The organism is Rhodococcus sp. UFZ-B548, assembly GCF_903819475.1.
GTDB classification, from domain to species: domain Bacteria; phylum Actinomycetota; class Actinomycetes; order Mycobacteriales; family Mycobacteriaceae; genus Rhodococcus_F; species Rhodococcus_F erythropolis.
This window is the reverse complement of the sequence record NZ_CAIJDS010000027.1, coordinates 1-15,184: the sequence shown is the minus strand read 5'-3', so window position 1 is coordinate 15,184 and position 15,184 is coordinate 1. Positions and strand designations below refer to the sequence as shown.

Annotated in this window: 11 protein-coding genes and 1 riboswitch; of the genes, 5 read left to right on the top strand and 6 right to left on the bottom strand. The window is 61.4% G+C overall.

The genetic code is table 11. The features are described 5' to 3' along the window. Positions 1-101 precede the first annotated feature (101 nt). Positions 102-650: a nuclear transport factor 2 family protein gene (locus H7C86_RS21650; RefSeq protein WP_259349266.1), complete on the top strand. Its 549-nt coding sequence runs from the start codon at positions 102-104 to the stop codon at positions 648-650. Between the two features lie 3 nt (positions 651-653). Here the strand turns inward: H7C86_RS21650 and H7C86_RS21645 are convergent, their stop codons facing one another. Continuing rightward, positions 654-887 (bottom strand): hypothetical protein, encoded by a 234-nt coding sequence (locus H7C86_RS21645; RefSeq protein WP_080910610.1) that lies wholly within the window; start codon positions 885-887, stop codon positions 654-656. A gap of 280 nt (positions 888-1,167) precedes the next feature. Between H7C86_RS21645 and H7C86_RS21640 the strand changes: the two genes are divergently transcribed. Beyond that, positions 1,168-2,661 (top strand): stealth family protein, encoded by a 1,494-nt coding sequence (locus H7C86_RS21640; protein ID WP_020970156.1) that lies wholly within the window; start codon positions 1,168-1,170, stop codon positions 2,659-2,661. 51 nt (positions 2,662-2,712) lie between these two features. Here the strand turns inward: H7C86_RS21640 and H7C86_RS21635 are convergent, their stop codons facing one another. The 3 genes from H7C86_RS21635 to H7C86_RS21625 form a co-directional block, all read right to left on the bottom strand. Continuing rightward, the gene (locus H7C86_RS21635; RefSeq protein ID WP_182262212.1) at positions 2,713-4,080 is read right to left on the bottom strand and encodes an NtaA/DmoA family FMN-dependent monooxygenase; all 1,368 of its coding nucleotides are present in this window, start codon (positions 4,078-4,080) and stop codon (positions 2,713-2,715) included. A 20-nt stretch (positions 4,081-4,100) separates the two neighbouring features. Beyond that, entirely contained in the window at positions 4,101-5,447 is a 1,347-nt protein-coding gene (locus H7C86_RS21630; protein ID WP_182262211.1) for an LLM class flavin-dependent oxidoreductase, read from the bottom strand. Continuing rightward, positions 5,430-5,543: riboswitch (SAM riboswitch) on the bottom strand. It overlaps the preceding gene by 18 nt. Positions 5,544-5,621: 78 nt before the next feature. Further along, on the bottom strand, positions 5,622-6,527 hold the full coding sequence (locus H7C86_RS21625; RefSeq protein ID WP_097387149.1) for a phosphodiesterase: 906 nt from the start codon (positions 6,525-6,527) through the stop codon (positions 5,622-5,624). Between the two features lie 339 nt (positions 6,528-6,866). Between H7C86_RS21625 and H7C86_RS21620 the strand changes: the two genes are divergently transcribed. Beyond that, positions 6,867-8,240: a dicarboxylate/amino acid:cation symporter gene (locus H7C86_RS21620; RefSeq protein ID WP_042952395.1), complete on the top strand. Its 1,374-nt coding sequence runs from the start codon at positions 6,867-6,869 to the stop codon at positions 8,238-8,240. A 92-nt stretch (positions 8,241-8,332) separates the two neighbouring features. Here H7C86_RS21620 and H7C86_RS21615 read toward each other — a convergent pair whose 3' ends face one another. Then, positions 8,333-9,451: an alpha/beta hydrolase family protein gene (locus tag H7C86_RS21615; RefSeq protein ID WP_019749282.1), complete on the bottom strand. Its 1,119-nt coding sequence runs from the start codon at positions 9,449-9,451 to the stop codon at positions 8,333-8,335. A gap of 112 nt (positions 9,452-9,563) precedes the next feature. Here H7C86_RS21615 and H7C86_RS21610 point away from each other — a divergent pair, with 112 nt between their 5' ends. Together H7C86_RS21610 and H7C86_RS21605 are read left to right on the top strand one after the other, a co-directional pair. Then, the gene (locus H7C86_RS21610; RefSeq protein ID WP_182262210.1) at positions 9,564-12,746 is read left to right on the top strand and encodes a DEAD/DEAH box helicase; all 3,183 of its coding nucleotides are present in this window, start codon (positions 9,564-9,566) and stop codon (positions 12,744-12,746) included. Positions 12,747-12,859: 113 nt separating this feature from the next. Further along, the gene (locus tag H7C86_RS21605) at positions 12,860-13,435 is read left to right on the top strand and encodes a TerD family protein (RefSeq protein ID WP_003940660.1); all 576 of its coding nucleotides are present in this window, start codon (positions 12,860-12,862) and stop codon (positions 13,433-13,435) included. 82 nt (positions 13,436-13,517) lie between these two features. Here the strand turns inward: H7C86_RS21605 and H7C86_RS21600 are convergent, their stop codons facing one another. Beyond that, the gene (locus tag H7C86_RS21600; RefSeq protein WP_259349265.1) at positions 13,518-14,837 is read right to left on the bottom strand and encodes a plasmid pRiA4b ORF-3 family protein; all 1,320 of its coding nucleotides are present in this window, start codon (positions 14,835-14,837) and stop codon (positions 13,518-13,520) included. Positions 14,838-15,184 lie beyond the last annotated feature (347 nt).

Here is a 15,184-nt window from a genome sequence, read left to right as displayed (position 1 = left end):
TGTGAGTCGGTCAAGCCTACGGGCGCGGCAGTCATCATGGCGCTGCCTACTGTGAACACTCAATCATTTACGCTGCGGGCTCGAATACGGTTGAACTCGAGGTGATCTCAAAGTTCGCCGCTCCCTCGCCGGAGAATATTGCCGCTCACTGGGACGAGGCCGTCGTCGTTGTCGTCATGAGCTGTAGCGTGCGATCTGCCGCACCCACGTCTACGGAGGACAGCATGCAACCCGAGGGCCCTGCCGAACAGATTCGTTCAACGCTCGCTCGCATCGCGCACCTTGCCGATACCGGCTCGGTCGAGGATTACGTGGAGCAGTTCACCCGCAAGGCCGAATGGAACATGCCGGCCAATCCCGATCGCGGTATCCCCGCACAGGTACGACGTGGCCGTGAAGAAATTGCTGCTGGAGTTCGCGAGCGTCGCGCGGCCGGCATTCAAGGTCCGGGCACATTCACACGCCACGTCACCACGGCGATCGCCGTGGACGTGACCTCGGAAACTACAGCCCGCGCGAATGCGGTGTGGGCGTTCTACGTCGACACGACCACAACTCCCAAGCTCAGTGGCGTCGGGAGCTACGCCGACGAGTTCGAACTCGAAGATGGGCGGTGGCGACTGTCGCGACGAGTGATCTCGCGCGGCTGACGTTCAGTCTTCTTCGCCGGTGATCAACTCACACCAGTCTTCGACCTGATCGATCCCCTCTTCCGTCCATTCCGGGCTCATGTCTTCCAGTGCATCGAAGACCACCTCGCAGGTCAGCATCTCCGGTGAACCCTCCGACCCCGCCGTCTCGGCGCCTTCAGCAGAAGCTGTGGCAACTGGGCCGGCGGCCAGCGCAACAGCCATCGCGCCTGTTCCGACCATCGCTTTCACACGCATCGGTTCTCCTCCTTCACTCTCGCTTCGGTCCTCGGGGTACCCGACTCGCCCCGCCCTACCCATCGCCGTCACTCATGTCCGACTTTCGGCGCCGACGGCATAGACTGAGCTCGTCGCCACCACGCTCTCGCAGCGTCGGGGGCGACAGATACACAGCTGGATCAGAATCGGAAGGCATCCCATTACAGAATCTCCCGCTCCGCACGACATCTACTTCGTACCCCCGGAGCAGGACAGCCCCAATCCCGTGGAACCGGCGTCGGCCGCGTCACGCGCACGGATGGGCGAGCTACCCGAGACCGTCCGATTCAAGAATCGTTTTGCCCTCGCGATCACGACCACCACGCCGCTCGAAGCGATGGTCGAAGATCTCCTCTTCATCCGCGACATCCTCGACGCCGCAGGAATCGAGTATCTACTCGTCCGCGGAAACGACGAGCGCCCCGTGATCGCGGTGAGCTGGACCGAGCGCAAAAACCTGCGGCAGGCACTTGTCGAGGGATGCGCCAACGCACCCTTCTATTCCAAAACCGTCGACGCGAAGAAAAGTCCAGCGCTCCTTGTCGCGGACGGTGCCCTGTCGAAAACCAACAAGTCACGGATCTTCCGCTTGTTCCGTCCGAGGGTTCACGTCGCAAGCGGCATGAACTACGGCGCCAACATCGGAGTTCAAATCGAATTGTGGTCGATTTCCGACGAAGAAATCGTCCTACCCGTCGAGAACTCACTGACACGACGAACCGTCCTCCCCGAAGAAGCTGTCCGAGGAACCGTCGAGCGATTCGGCCGGATCTGGCCGACTATCGAGAACATGTTCGCCGATCATGCCTCCGATATCAGCTTCGATATCGATCTGGTCTTTTCCTGGGTCGACGGCTCTTCCAAGGAGTTTCAGGCTCAGCGCGCCAAGCGCATGCAGAACTACATCGTCGGAGAGGGCGACGAATCAGAAGCGCGCTTCCGTCAGATCGACGAGCTCAAATACGCGCTTCGATCCATCCACATGTACGCGCCGTGGATCCGGCGGATCTTCGTCGCAACCGATTCCGATCGTCCGGACTGGCTTGCCGACGATCCGCGAGTCACGTTCATGCCCAGCGAAAAATTCTTCGCCGATCCAAGTGTGTTGCCTACCCATAATTCTCAAGCTGTCGAGTGCCAGCTGCACCATATTCCGGGTCTGGCAGAGCATTTCCTCTACTCCAATGACGACATGTTCTTCGGTCGCCCCGTTGGCCCGGACATGTTCTTCTCCCCCGGTGGGATCAGCATGTTCATCGAGGCCGACACCAGAATCGGATTGGGACACAACGACAACGACCGCAGCGGGTTCGAGAATGCGGCTCGCGTCAACCGCCGACTACTCCAGGACCGCTTCGGTCTGATGACCACCAGGCATCTGGAGCACGCAGCGACGCCACTACGCAAAAGCGTGATGGCCGAGATGGAACGCGAGTTCGCCGAAGACTTCGCCGCAACAGCAGCAAGCACCTTCCGCGCGAGTTCCAATATCTCGGTGACCAATTCGCTGTATCACTACTACACACTGATGAGTGGACGGTCGGTGGTACAGAAGTCCGCAGCCGTCAAGTACGTCGATACGACGGTCAAAGCCGGGTTGCGCGACATGGACTCACTGCTCGCCAAGCGCTCCATGGACTTCTTCTGCCTCAACGACGGCAGCGCTCCGGAGATCGATCTGGAACTTCGCACACGCAAGATCACGGAGTTCCTGGAGAGCTACTACCCCATCCCGGCGCCCTGGGAAGCCTAGACAAAACAAGGGCCCAGCCGATTTCGGCTGGGCCCTTGCTACTTCGGTCGATCAGCGTGCTGTCACATGCTCCCGTTGCACCGGAATGGGCAGACCGAGATTGTCACGCAACGTCGTTCCTTCGTAGTCACTGCGGAGAACACCTCGATCCTGCAGCAGCGGCACCACGTCGTCGACGAACTCGTCGAGGCCGGTCGGCACGAGGTGCGACCCGAGGATGAACCCATCCGAACCGTCGTTGCTGACAAACGAATCTATTTTCTCGGCAACCTGCTGCGGTGTACCGACGATCGGTCCACGCTCGAACTGATCGATCACCACTTCGCGCAGATTCAACTTCTTGCTCTCGGCTACCGCGCGCAGTTTTGCGACGGTCGCGAAACGATCTTGGTGAATGAAGGCGCGGCCCTGGATGATCGGCGGAGCCTCGGGATCCGGAGCGATGTCGGGTAGTGGTCCTTCGGGGTCGTACTTCGACAGATCGAGATTCCAGATCTGTTCGAGCAGAACCAAAGCGGTCTGGCCGGTGACCTGCTGGTCGCGAATCTCTCGGTATTTCTCGATCGCATCTGCCTCCGAGGTGCCGAGAACAAAACTCGCCGACGGCAGGATCTTGATGTCACCCGGGTCACGTCCGGCCGCGACGGCACGTGCTTTGATATCGCGATAGAAATCGGCAGCCTCGGGCAACTGACCGTACGGTGAGAAGATCGCGTCGGCATTGCCGGCAGCAAAATCGCGCCCCTGCGGCGACACCCCGGCCTGCAGAATAACCGGGCGCCCTTGCGGGCTACGCGGCACTGTGAATCGGCCGTTCACGTCGAAATGCGATCCATGAAAAGCGAATTCACCGGCATCCGGTCTCGCGAGAAAGCGCCCTGATGCCTTGTCGGCCACGATGTCGTCGCTTCGCCACGAATCCCACAGTTCACGCACCAGCGCTACGGTCTCCTCCGCACGCTCGTATCGTTGCGCGCGGTCGAGGTATCCGCCGCGGCGAAAGTTCTGGCCGGTGAATGCGTCGAACGAGGTGACGACGTTCCAGGCGGCACGCCCTCCGGACAACTGATCGAGCGTCGCGAATTGGCGGGCCAGTTCGTACGGCTCGTTGAACGTGGCGTTGATGGTGCCGGCCAATCCGAGGTGTTCGGTTACTGCCGCCAACGACGCAAGGACCGTGAAGGTGTCCGGCCTACCGATGATGTCTTGGTCGAAAATCTGTCCCGCACGCTCACGAAGGGCGAGGCCTTCGGCGAGGAAGAAGAAGTCGAACTTCCCACGCTCGGCGGTTCGAGCGGTGTGCTCGAAAGAATCGAACTCTATCTGGCTGCCCGCCTGCGGATCCCACCATGCAGTGTGATGGTTGACGCCGCCGAGGTAGGCACCCAGGATGACCTGCTTACGCTTATGAGAACTCATGAAAATCTATTCCTCGTCTGTCAGGCGGCCGGAGTGCCGGCGGCGTAGCGGTTGGGAACGTCGATGGGTAGACCAAGGAGTCCGCGAAGATTCGTCTGCGGATATTCGGTGCGGAATACGCTGCGTCGCTGCAGTTCAGGCACCAGCTCACCTGCGATGGCGTCGAGGTCGTCCACGAGGACGCCCGGCCGCAACCGGAAGCCTTCGATTCCCAACTGCTGCCACCGGAGCAGGAGATCCGCCAACTCCGCAGCAGAGCCGGTGAAGGTCAGCGCGTCCGAACGGTATTCGGCGCCGGCCTGCGCGTCGAGGCGAGCGAGCCGTTCCTTTCCGGTTTCTTCCGGCGCATCGAAGAAGACGACGATGTCGGTGAAGGCCCGAAGAGGTTCGCCGGTGCGCTGCACGTGTTCTTCGGCGGCTCGCACTTCACCCAGGATTGCCGTGACCTGCTCGTCGTCGAACGGCGTCACGAACACCAGATTTGCCGTCCGCGCCGCCAGCTCGTACGCGACCCGCTGATGTGCCAACGCGGTAACGACGGGATGCCCCTGCGGCGGGCGCGGAGTCACCGACGGTCCACGGACCGAGAGGTACTTTCCCTCGAAGTCGATGTAGTGCAACTTGTCTCGGTCGATGAACCGGCGCTGCTCCACATCGCGGATCTCGGCGCCGTCCTCCCAGCTGTCCCAGAGTCGCCGGATTACGTCAGCCGCCTCCGCAGCTTCGTCGAACAGGTCGCGCACGAAGTCCGGGAGGACGCCTGAAACGATCGACTGACGGTCGGCATCGGTGAGCGCTGGGATGTCGCGACGCCCGAACTGTGCTGCCTCGGATTCCGACGCCGAAACCTTCACCTGCCATCCGGCGCGACCGCGCGAGGTGTAATCCAGCGTGGCAACGGCTTTGGACACGTGAAACGGCTCGGTGTGAATGGTGGTGATGGTCGGGATCAAGCCGATGTTGCTCGTGATCGGTGCCAGTCGGGCGGCCACGAGATGTGCGTCGAGCCGAGCGCGCACCCGATCAACCGCGTCGTCGACGGGCTCGAGTGGGTTGGCCGGCACCGAGAGACTGTCCTCGATGGTGACGAAATCGAGCAGACCACGCTCGGCGGTCGTCACCACGTCAGTCCAATACGACGCGCTGAACAGCTCACTCGGGCGCGAGTGTGGCTCTCGCCAGGCTGCAGGGTGCCAACCGGCACCGTCCAGCGCTACGGCGAGATGCAACGGAGCAAGATGAGAAGAGGGGGTGGAGGTCATCGGCGCATACTCCTGTTCGAGAACTACTCGGGAGCGCACAGTGCCGACCGCAGAAACCGTCAGCACCCGACTGACGGTTCTCGTGGCGACTGCCGCTTGCGACACGCACCGCGCGTATCGCCAGGTGTGATTCCGGGGCACCCCATCGGCATGAAGGGTTGCCGTCCAGCTAGCCGGTCCTTGTTGCTGGAGCTCTGCACCTACCTCGACGGTAGTGAGTATGCGACAGCCCGGCAATCACCCAGAACTGCGCCGGGGTGCCGGAAACCGCCTGCCACCTCAGATGATCGAGCGTGCCGCCTTTTCGCTCTCGAGGATTCGAATACCGGCAGCGCTGAGCCTCCGGGCTCCCTCGGGCGCGTCGACAGGCTCACCGACCGTCACGTGCGCGCCGAGTGGAACGACCGAATGAACAATTGTCTCGTCGTAGACGTGCACCAGGTTGCACCCCTGAGCCCCGTCACGACCACGCTGACCACCGACTTCCACGTTCAAGTCCTGGGTGTAACACGTCGACGACGCCACGGACACCGGAATGCCGGCGAACGTCGCCGTCGTCGAATAGTGCAGATGCCCAGCAAGAATCGCCCGGACGTCGCTGCCACGCAAGACGTCTGCCAACCGGGACTGATCGCGCAACTCCACCAGAACCGCGAGATCCTGAATGCACGGAACCGGCGGATGATGCAGCGCCAGAATTGTTCCGTCGGGCGCGGGCACCGCCAATTCTGAGCGTAGCCAATCCAATTGACGATCCGAGATCTCACCGTAGTGGTGACCGGGAACCGACGAATCCAGGGTGATCACCCGCAGTCCGTCAAGGTCGTAGACGTTGTCGACGGGATGATCGGTGGCGTCCTCGCCCAACAGCAGAGACCTGAAAGTAGAGCGGTCGTCGTGGTTGCCCATCGCCCAGATGACCTGCGCATCGATCTCGGCCGCCACGGGTTCCACGATGGCTTTCAATTCCGCGTATGCGTCGGGGTGTCCCTGGTCGGTCAGGTCGCCGGTGAATATCAGTGCATCCGGGCGTGCGCCCGAGGCCACGATCCCGCTGAGCACTTCCCGCAATCTCGTCGACGCATCCACGGCGTCGTACAACTCCCCCTGAGCCACCAGATGCGTGTCACTGAGGTGCACCAGGAAATGCTTCGGACGCGGGTACTCGGCATTCCGAACGCTCATCGGTCTCTCGCTTCCGCTTGCCGACGCTTAGGCGCCGGTGCGGCACCTACTGATCGTCGAGACTAGTCAACCGACCAACAGTGACTGATCGGGGCACGCCCGACGAACACGAAGCGAACTCCCGCGGCGACCCTCGGGATCGAGTAGTTGAAGCTGCGAGTAGTGTGTGGACAGTGTTGTTCCTGACCAGTCGGCGTTACGTCGACCTTCGCCTGCAGGCGAGCGCAATGTGTACGCGCTCGCTCTGACCTGACGCGTACCAGGAAACATTTCTTCGAATCTGCCCGGCCTCTGGTGCCGCGCTGCGTTTCGCTCCCTTGATTTTCGAAAGGCATAGTCATGCCCAGCTCCACCTCCACCGGCGTGCCGGAAAAGTCCACGTCCCGTTTTCCGTCCTGGGCGACGGCATTCGGACCGCAGATCGTCGCCGGTCTCGTACTCGGCGTCATCATCGGTCTCGTCGCCCGGGCAATGCCTGATGCAGCCGACGGCAACGTCAACTGGTTGGTCGGCACCGTGCAGACCATCGGTTCGAGTTACGTCAAGCTGCTCACCGTTGCGGTGATCCCGCTGGTGTTCACCGCCATTGTCAGCTCCATCGCCAACCTGCGCCAGGTCGCCAATGCAGCTCGCCTGGCCGTGCAGACCTTGCTCTGGTTCGCGATCACCGCTTTCATTGCTGTGATCATCGGCATCGTCGTCGGCCTGATCACTGATCCCGGTTCACGGACCGACGTCGCCGCCGAAGCAGCGAAGGAACCCAAGAGCTCCGGCTCGTGGTGGGCGTTCATCACCGGACTGGTTCCGAACAACTTCCTGGGGTTGGGTGCAAAGACTTCCGTCGCCGAAGGCGTGGCGACTACATCGCTGAGCTTCAACGTCCTGCAGCTGCTCGTCATCGCCGGCGCAATCGGCATTGCTGCACTCAAGATCGGTCCCAAGGCTGCGCCGTTCCTCGAGTTCAACGCTTCGCTGCTCGCGATCGTCCAGAAGGTCCTGTGGTGGATCATCCGCCTCGCCCCGATCGGCACCGCCGCGCTGATCGCCAACGCTGTCGCCACCTACGGCTGGGATGCGATCGGCTCGCTGGGCGTCTTCACCGCCGCCATCTACATCGGTCTGGCCATTGTCTTCTTCGTGGTCTACCCGATCCTGATTGCCGCACACGGTCTCTCGGTTCGAAGCTTCTTCTCCGGTGTCTGGCCCGCGACTCAGCTCGGATTCGTCTCGCGCTCGTCGATCGGCACCCTGCCGCTGACCGAACGCGTCACCGAACGCAACCTCGGCGTTCCTCGTGAGTACGCCTCGTTCGCAGTTCCGCTCGGTGCCACCACGAAGATGGACGGTTGCGCCGCAATCTATCCCGCGATCGCGGCAATCTTCGTCGCCGGCTTCTACGACGTTCCGCTGACCTTCACCGATTACCTGCTGATCGTCGTCGTTTCGGTCATCGGCTCGGCAGCAACGGCCGGAACTACGGGTGCGACAGTCATGCTCACACTCACACTCTCCACCCTGGGTCTTCCCCTGGCCGGCGTCGGACTGCTCCTCGCAGTCGAACCGATCGTCGACATGGGCCGTACCGCAGTCAACGTCACCGGCCAGGCTCTGGTTCCGGTCATCGTCGCAAAGCGTGAGGGCATTCTCGACAAGGAACGCTTCGACGCTCCCCGCAACGGTGATCCCTTCGCCGAGGAACTTGTCGACGCGTAACCCTCGCTGACAGCAGCAGCGTCCCCGCACCCGAGCAACACGGTGCGGGGACGCTGCTTTTCGACCGGAACTGCACAGACTGTTGTCGACCGTCAGACGCCCAATGCCCGGGACAGAGTCGGCCACGCCTTGGGCAGTCGTTCACGCCAATATGCCCACGCGTGTGTGCCGTTCGGCTCGTAATCCACCTGCGCCGGAATCTTCAGCTCCTGCAAACGTGCGTCGAACATCTTGGTGCAGGCGTGCGCAGCAACCTCGATGCCGCCGCCGATCACCAGACGCTCGAGTAGTTCCGGAGTCTGCAGCGTCTCGTCAGATCCGGGACGACCATTTGCCGTCGACACGTAGATTTCCTTGCCACGCAACTTCTCTGCGTTGATCAACGAATCGTGTGCCTCCCACTCCGGACCCCCTGGCACACCCCAGATATTGGCCGGATCTCCGCTTCGAGAAGAAATCGTGGCCTGCACGGCAGTTCGGCCGAGCGGATCCATCGTGGAATAACAGCCGCTGAACACGGCAACGCCGCGATACATGTCCGGAAAGCGTTGGGCGAGCATCATTGCACCCATTGCGCCCATGGAATTGCCGGCAATCGCGTTGATTCCGTTGGTCTTGAGTCGCGCGTCGATCAGCGGTGGCAACTCCTCGGTGATGAAGGTTTCCCACTTGTGCAGTCCCAGCCGCGGATCCGGATTCTCCCAGTCCGAGTACAGGCTCGCGATCCCACCGTTGAGCATCACGACGTTGACGTTCTTGTCGGCGAAGAACGCCGGGGCGCCGCCGATCGTCATCCATCCGCTGCTCTTCTCTCCGGCGTCGACGCCCTCGAGCATGTACAGCGCCGGGCGCGGAACCGAATTGTCCGCGGGTAGCAAGATCTCGACGCCGACCTCGCGTCGAAGTGCAGGCGACGCCACCGTCAGCCTGACTGCCTGCGGTGCGGTCACCTTCTCGCCGACGATGGCCGGGACGACGATGTCGTCGCGCAGCTCCGGCTTGGGGCCCGGATCCTCCTGAAGCGGTCCTGGGATCGTCGACCCCGAACTCACGCTGCCCTCGACGCTGCCCAGACTTCCCGAGCTTCCCGAGCTCCCGGAACTCGGCGCTGCCGTCGACAGTCCGCCCAACTGCAAAGAAAGTGCACAAACGGCCAAACACACCGCACCTGTGCGCGCAGATCGGATCCACGCACGCCGCTCAGTCCTCATGAAACTCCCAAACCAGTCAAAGATGTTTCCGTGAACATACCGTGCAGTTCGGACTTTCTTGGACAAACGACCACGACAAGAACTGTCGGTCGCCGCTACTAGGCTGGCCCCCGTGCAACCGGATTCAGTCAGGGCCCTCGACCTCGACCGAATTCGCGCTGTCGTGGGCACAACCACCTACGAACGCGGACTTGTCTACCTGCGCCAGAATGCAGTCGAATCCATCGGATGGAACGACACCGCTGACACCTTGACCGGCGCTGTATCGGGAACTGCGCGAGAGCCGTACACCTGCACGATTTCGGTAAGTCGCAGCGCGGCCGGTACAGCAATGTTCACGCGTGGCCTCTGCACGTGTCCCGTGCGGATGAACTGCAAGCACGTAGTCGCGTTGGTGCTCGCAGCGGTTGCCGAGGCGAACAAGACTCCACAACACCTCGGATGGGACAGCGCGCTCGAGGAGTTGCTCCGACCAGACCCGGCCGGCCGCACTACACGTGGACTTGGCATTCAATTCACCACCCGAACCAAGGGCGCATCGACAAGGCTCATCGTCAAACCCGTACAACCAGGAGCGAGAGGGTGGATCTCCGGCGGGCTCGCCTGGAACAAGCTCGGAAGCACTTTTCAGTTTCCCTCGGATCACCTCCGGGTTCTACGCGACATACATCTCCTCCACAGCGCCGGCAATTACTACAGAAATCAAAATGCCGCGGAAATCGATCTTGCCGGGTTCGCGAGCCCGCAACTCTGGTCTCTTCTTCGTGAGGCGATCACCGTGGGCGTTTCACTCGTTCACTCGAAGGCCGGCCTCGGCAACATCTCCCTACTCGACGATGCCAGCATCTGCCTCGACGTCCACGGTGCAGAAGACAACAACCTCCGCCTGACGCCCCGAATTCAGGCCGGTGGGCACATCGTCACTCATACCGACTGGGGACTGGTCGGCACGCCGGCACATGGCGTCTTCGCGCTCGACGCCGCCAACGCGATCACTCTCGCACCACTGCACACGCCGATAACCCACCAACTGAGGCAATTGATCGACTCCGGAAAATCGGTCGACATACCCGCCGAGCATCGGGATGCATTCACTTCGCGGTTCGTGTTCAAACTCGGAAACCTCGCTCCCGTCATATCTTCCGACGGCGCCTACAACCCACCGACTGTGTCCGGTCCTCGGCTACAACTGGTCGCCACGTACGCGGACAACCACCGCATCGACATCGAATCGGCATGGAAGTACACAGTCGATGCCGACGAACTGATCATTTCTACCGCGGACACAACCACCGACGAGTCCGAGATCCGCAACCACGTTGCCGAAGATGCCATCGCCAAGAGCCTCGGTGCGGCCGCGGCGAAGGCCACTCTCGCGGGAACGTTGGCCGGCCTCGATTCCATGCAGTTCACACTCGACCTCCTCCCCCAACTCGCATCGCACGACGAAGTCGACCTCACCGTCGCGGGCACTCCCGCCGACTATCGGCCCGCAGACGACGCTGTCGTGATCGGCCTCAGCACGTCAGCCACCGACGGGAGCAGCGGATCCGACTGGTTCGACCTCGACGTCACCGTCGACGTTGCGGGACAAGGCGTTCCGTTCACCACGCTGTTCTCCGCCCTGAGCAAGGGTGAGACTCACATACTGCTGCCGGACGGCGCCTTCTTCCGACTCGACGCACCTGACCTTCTCGGTCTACACCGACTCATCACCGAAGCGCGGTCGCTGCTCGATCGACCAACCGGCAAACTCGCGATCAGCAAGTTTCAAGCCGGGCTGTGGGAAGAATTGACGGCGCTCGGAAGAGTCGAACATCAGGCAGCAGCTTGGAAGAAGCAAATCGCAGGATTGCTCGGCAGTTCGGGCATCGATCCCGTCGACGTCCCCGACACGTTGACGGCAACACTGCGCCCCTATCAGGTCGACGGATTCCGCTGGCTCAACTTCCTCCGGCAGCACAGCCTGGGCGGCATACTCGCCGACGACATGGGCCTGGGCAAGACCCTGCAAACTCTCGCAATGATCTGCACTGCACGGCAATCGAATCCAGCGGCGCCGCCCTTTCTGATCGTTGCTCCCACCAGCGTGGTCTCCAATTGGAAATCCGAGGTGGCCAAGTTTGCACCAACCCTCCACACCGCTGTCATCACGGATACTCTGCGGCGCAGAAGAACCGACCTGGCAACACTCGTCGACGGGGCGGACATCGTCGTGACGTCGTACGCTCTCTTTCGCCTCGACACCGATGCGTATTCGGCGGGCGTCTGGTCCGGACTGGTACTCGACGAAGCCCAATTCGCCAAGAACCACAAGTCCAAGGTCCACAAGTGTGCGACGGCAGTGAACGCACCCTTCAAACTCGCGATCACCGGCACTCCCATGGAAAACAATCTCATGGAGTTGTGGTCGCTCCTCGCGATCACTGCACCAGGACTGTTCCCCAGTCCCACCACCTTCACCGACGTCTACCGCAACCCGATCGAAAAGGACGGCGACACAGAGCGATTGGCGCAACTTCGGCGGCGCGTCAAACCGCTGATGGTTCGGCGCACCAAGGAACAGGTGGCTGCAGACTTGCCGCCGAAGCAGGAACAGATACTCGAGATCGAGTTGCATCCGAGCCATCGCGCGATCTACGACACCCATCTGCAACGCGAACGGCAGAAGATTCTCGGACTGCTCGACGACGTCGACAAGAACCGATTCACGATCCTGCAATCGCTGACGGTGCTACGCCAACTCAGTCTCGACGTCTCGCTGGTCGACGAGGAAAGCGGACCTGTCCCCTCAGCCAAGGTCGACGCTCTCGTCGAGCAATTGGACGACGTCATTGCGGGCGGACACCGTGCGTTGATCTTCAGCCAATTCACCGGGTTCCTCGGTTCTGTCCGCAAACGACTCGAAGTGGAAAAAATTCCGTACAGCTATCTCGACGGTTCGACGCGCAATCGCGGTGAAGTGTTGGAGGAGTTCAAGTCTGGCGCAGCCCCCGTATTCCTGATCAGCCTCAAGGCTGGTGGCTTCGGCCTCAACCTCACCGAGGCCGACTACTGCTTCATTCTCGACCCTTGGTGGAACCCGGCCGCCGAGGCACAAGCGGTCGATCGCACTCACCGCATCGGGCAGACACGAAACGTCATGGTCTACCGTCTCATTGCCAAAGACACGATCGAAGAGAAGGTCATGGCGCTCAAGGCCAAGAAGTCGGCATTGTTCTCGAATGTCATGGACGCCGAAGGGACACTCGGCACCGGACTCGACGCCGAGGATCTTCGCGCGCTGTTCGAGTGAGGTAGCTATTCGGTCGAACCGCACATACCCGCTCACGGTAATGTGAGTCGAGAACGGACAACACAGAACTCCCGAACGAAGAAATCCACTTCGTTCGAACGAGAGGAACCTGAATGGGCGTCACACTTGCCAAGGGCGGCAACGTATCTCTGTCGAAAGCCGCACCCAACCTCACCAAGGTCGCAGTCGGTCTCGGCTGGGATGCACGCAGCACCAGTGGTGCCGACTTCGACCTCGACGCCAGCGCGTTGGTCACCGGCCCGGAACGCAAGGTTCTTTCCGACCTGCACTTCGTCTTCTACAACAACCTTCGCTCGCCCGACGGATCCATCGAGCACACCGGCGACAACCTCACCGGTGAAGGTGACGGCGACGACGAAGTCATCAACGTCGACCTCCCGGCTGTACCGCCCAACGTCACCAACATCTTCTTCCCCGTCTCGATTCACGACGCAGATGCCCGACTCCAGTCCTTCGGGCAGGTCACCAACGCCTACATCCGCGTCGTAGATCTGTCGAATGGATCCGAGCTGGCACGATACGACCTTTCGGAAGACGCTTCCACCGAGACCGCCATGCTTTTCGGTGAGCTCTACCGCCACAACGGCGAGTGGAAGTTCCGCGCAGTCGGACAGGGCTACGCATCCGGACTCGCCGGCATCGCCCGCGACTACGGCGTCAACATCTGATCTCTACCAGGACACGAAACGGGGTTCGATTCGGCTGTGCCGGATCGAACCCCGTTTCGGTTGTCTGCATCGAACGCGCGAGTTAACGCTGCAGGATCGCCCTCGCCAGGTGAGCTGCCCAGGGAGAGTCCTCTTTGGTGCCGAACTTCCCCAGCTCGTACCCCGTAGCGCCGATCAAACCGAGCACCTCTACGGTGCTCCCGGACGTGTCACGTTTGGAAGTCTGAGCGCCGGACATGAGGATGCTTGACGACCGAATCGACTCCAGTGCTCCCGCGACGAAGCGATGACGATCTGCCGGCGACAAACCAGCGGCTACGGCGAGGAGGACAAGAAGTTCCACTGCTCTCTGCGAGCCGCCCGGCGCCACCGGAACGCTGTCGACGATCACCGACCACATGATTGATGCGTCCCGCTGCGCTGACTGTCCCCGCTTCGTCAGCACAATCTGCCCTTTGTGCTTTCGCACCAGGCCAAATCTCTTGAGTACTGCGAAGAGTGATCGCCCCTTGGGAAGGTTGACAGGTCCTAGTTCGGGTTCGTCGAGCATCGCGTCGACCGTCGTGAAGAAGTCATCAGCGTCGACCCCTTCGACACCGATCAGCGTCAAGACCGCTTGAAGGCGTTGGCCCGCCTCGACGTGGACCAACTCTCCGATTGCCGACTCATCGTCAATGCCGGCTCGGGCGAGGACCGCGCGCAGTTCCGGGACTCGCGAGGGTTGCAGGCATTCGACGAGCATTGCGGTGTCGTACGGCGCAACGATCTCGTCCGGTCGAGGTATATGAAGCCGATTGTTGACCTCAGCGATCTCGAATCGTGTCGGCTCGAATTCGGTTTGCGGCCATTCGAGGGTCCATTCGTGGGAGCGCAACTTCTCCGAAGCGAGGACACCGAGGAGCTGCTCGTACTCGTCAGGCCCGACGCATTCCTCCGGCGGACACGCACCGCGACCCGCGGCACACACAATTTGGAATCCGTCGGGCAGTACTTCCGAAGATTCAAGTGTCAGCGTGTGACTCCAGTTTCCGAAGCGTCCGTAGCGATATCTAAGTTCATCGCCCGGCGAGACCATGACCTCGTCCAGACGTACCGCAGACTCCACGATCGCCACTCGTCCGGCGAGGCGCTGCTCGGCGTTGCTTCCGGAAGCTACATACTCTTCGACCTCGCCGGGAAATCGGGTTCCTGACTTGGACCACGCGTGCGAATGACGGTCACTCCACCCCATTGCCCGTTGAACCACCGAATGCAGGTCACCCAGATTCAAATCCGACGCGACGAGAATTCGTCGCCAGATCTGAGTGGATACATTGTCGACGCTGATACGTATCGCGTATTGCGCCGGAACCGCGCGCCTCTTCGAACGTAACGATCGCGCAATCTGAATGCCCCCACGCACTCCGCCAGCTTCTTGTACAAACCTTTGCAGTTCTTCAGGTTCCGTCGGAACGAGTCGCAAATGCGACACCCGCGAGCTGCTCAACCCCACCATGACACTCAGCCTAGGCCAAAGTACTAGGGACAAAGGCACAAAATCGGAGAGTACTTCGCACCTATGAGAGGGTTCACAATCTGTACCTTGGCTAACCAGTCGCTACGTGCGTCGGCGCTGGCATCTTCCTCACCCGATTCCTGCCCTGATGGTGCCCTGATCGTGCGAACGGTACGTTCGGTCGATCTGAGGCGGTGAGAGTGTCGTTCGCTCGATCCCGGACGGGGTGGTGAGTCGGCCGTGCGCTTCTGCTC

Excerpts from the sequence above, each read along its gene's own strand:
- H7C86_RS21645 (WP_080910610.1), bottom strand. The coding sequence starts at position 887 with ATGCGTGTGAAAGCGATGGTCGGAACAGGCGCGATGGCTGTTGCGCTG.
- H7C86_RS21640 (WP_020970156.1), top strand. The coding sequence starts at position 1,168 with ATGGGCGAGCTACCCGAGACCGTCCGATTCAAGAATCGTTTTGCCCTC.
- H7C86_RS21635 (WP_182262212.1), bottom strand. The coding sequence starts at position 4,080 with ATGAGTTCTCATAAGCGTAAGCAGGTCATCCTGGGTGCCTACCTCGGC.
- H7C86_RS21625 (WP_097387149.1), bottom strand. The coding sequence starts at position 6,527 with ATGAGCGTTCGGAATGCCGAGTACCCGCGTCCGAAGCATTTCCTGGTG.
- H7C86_RS21620 (WP_042952395.1), top strand. The coding sequence starts at position 6,867 with ATGCCCAGCTCCACCTCCACCGGCGTGCCGGAAAAGTCCACGTCCCGT.
- H7C86_RS21615 (WP_019749282.1), bottom strand. The coding sequence starts at position 9,451 with ATGAGGACTGAGCGGCGTGCGTGGATCCGATCTGCGCGCACAGGTGCG.
- H7C86_RS21605 (WP_003940660.1), top strand. The coding sequence starts at position 12,860 with ATGGGCGTCACACTTGCCAAGGGCGGCAACGTATCTCTGTCGAAAGCC.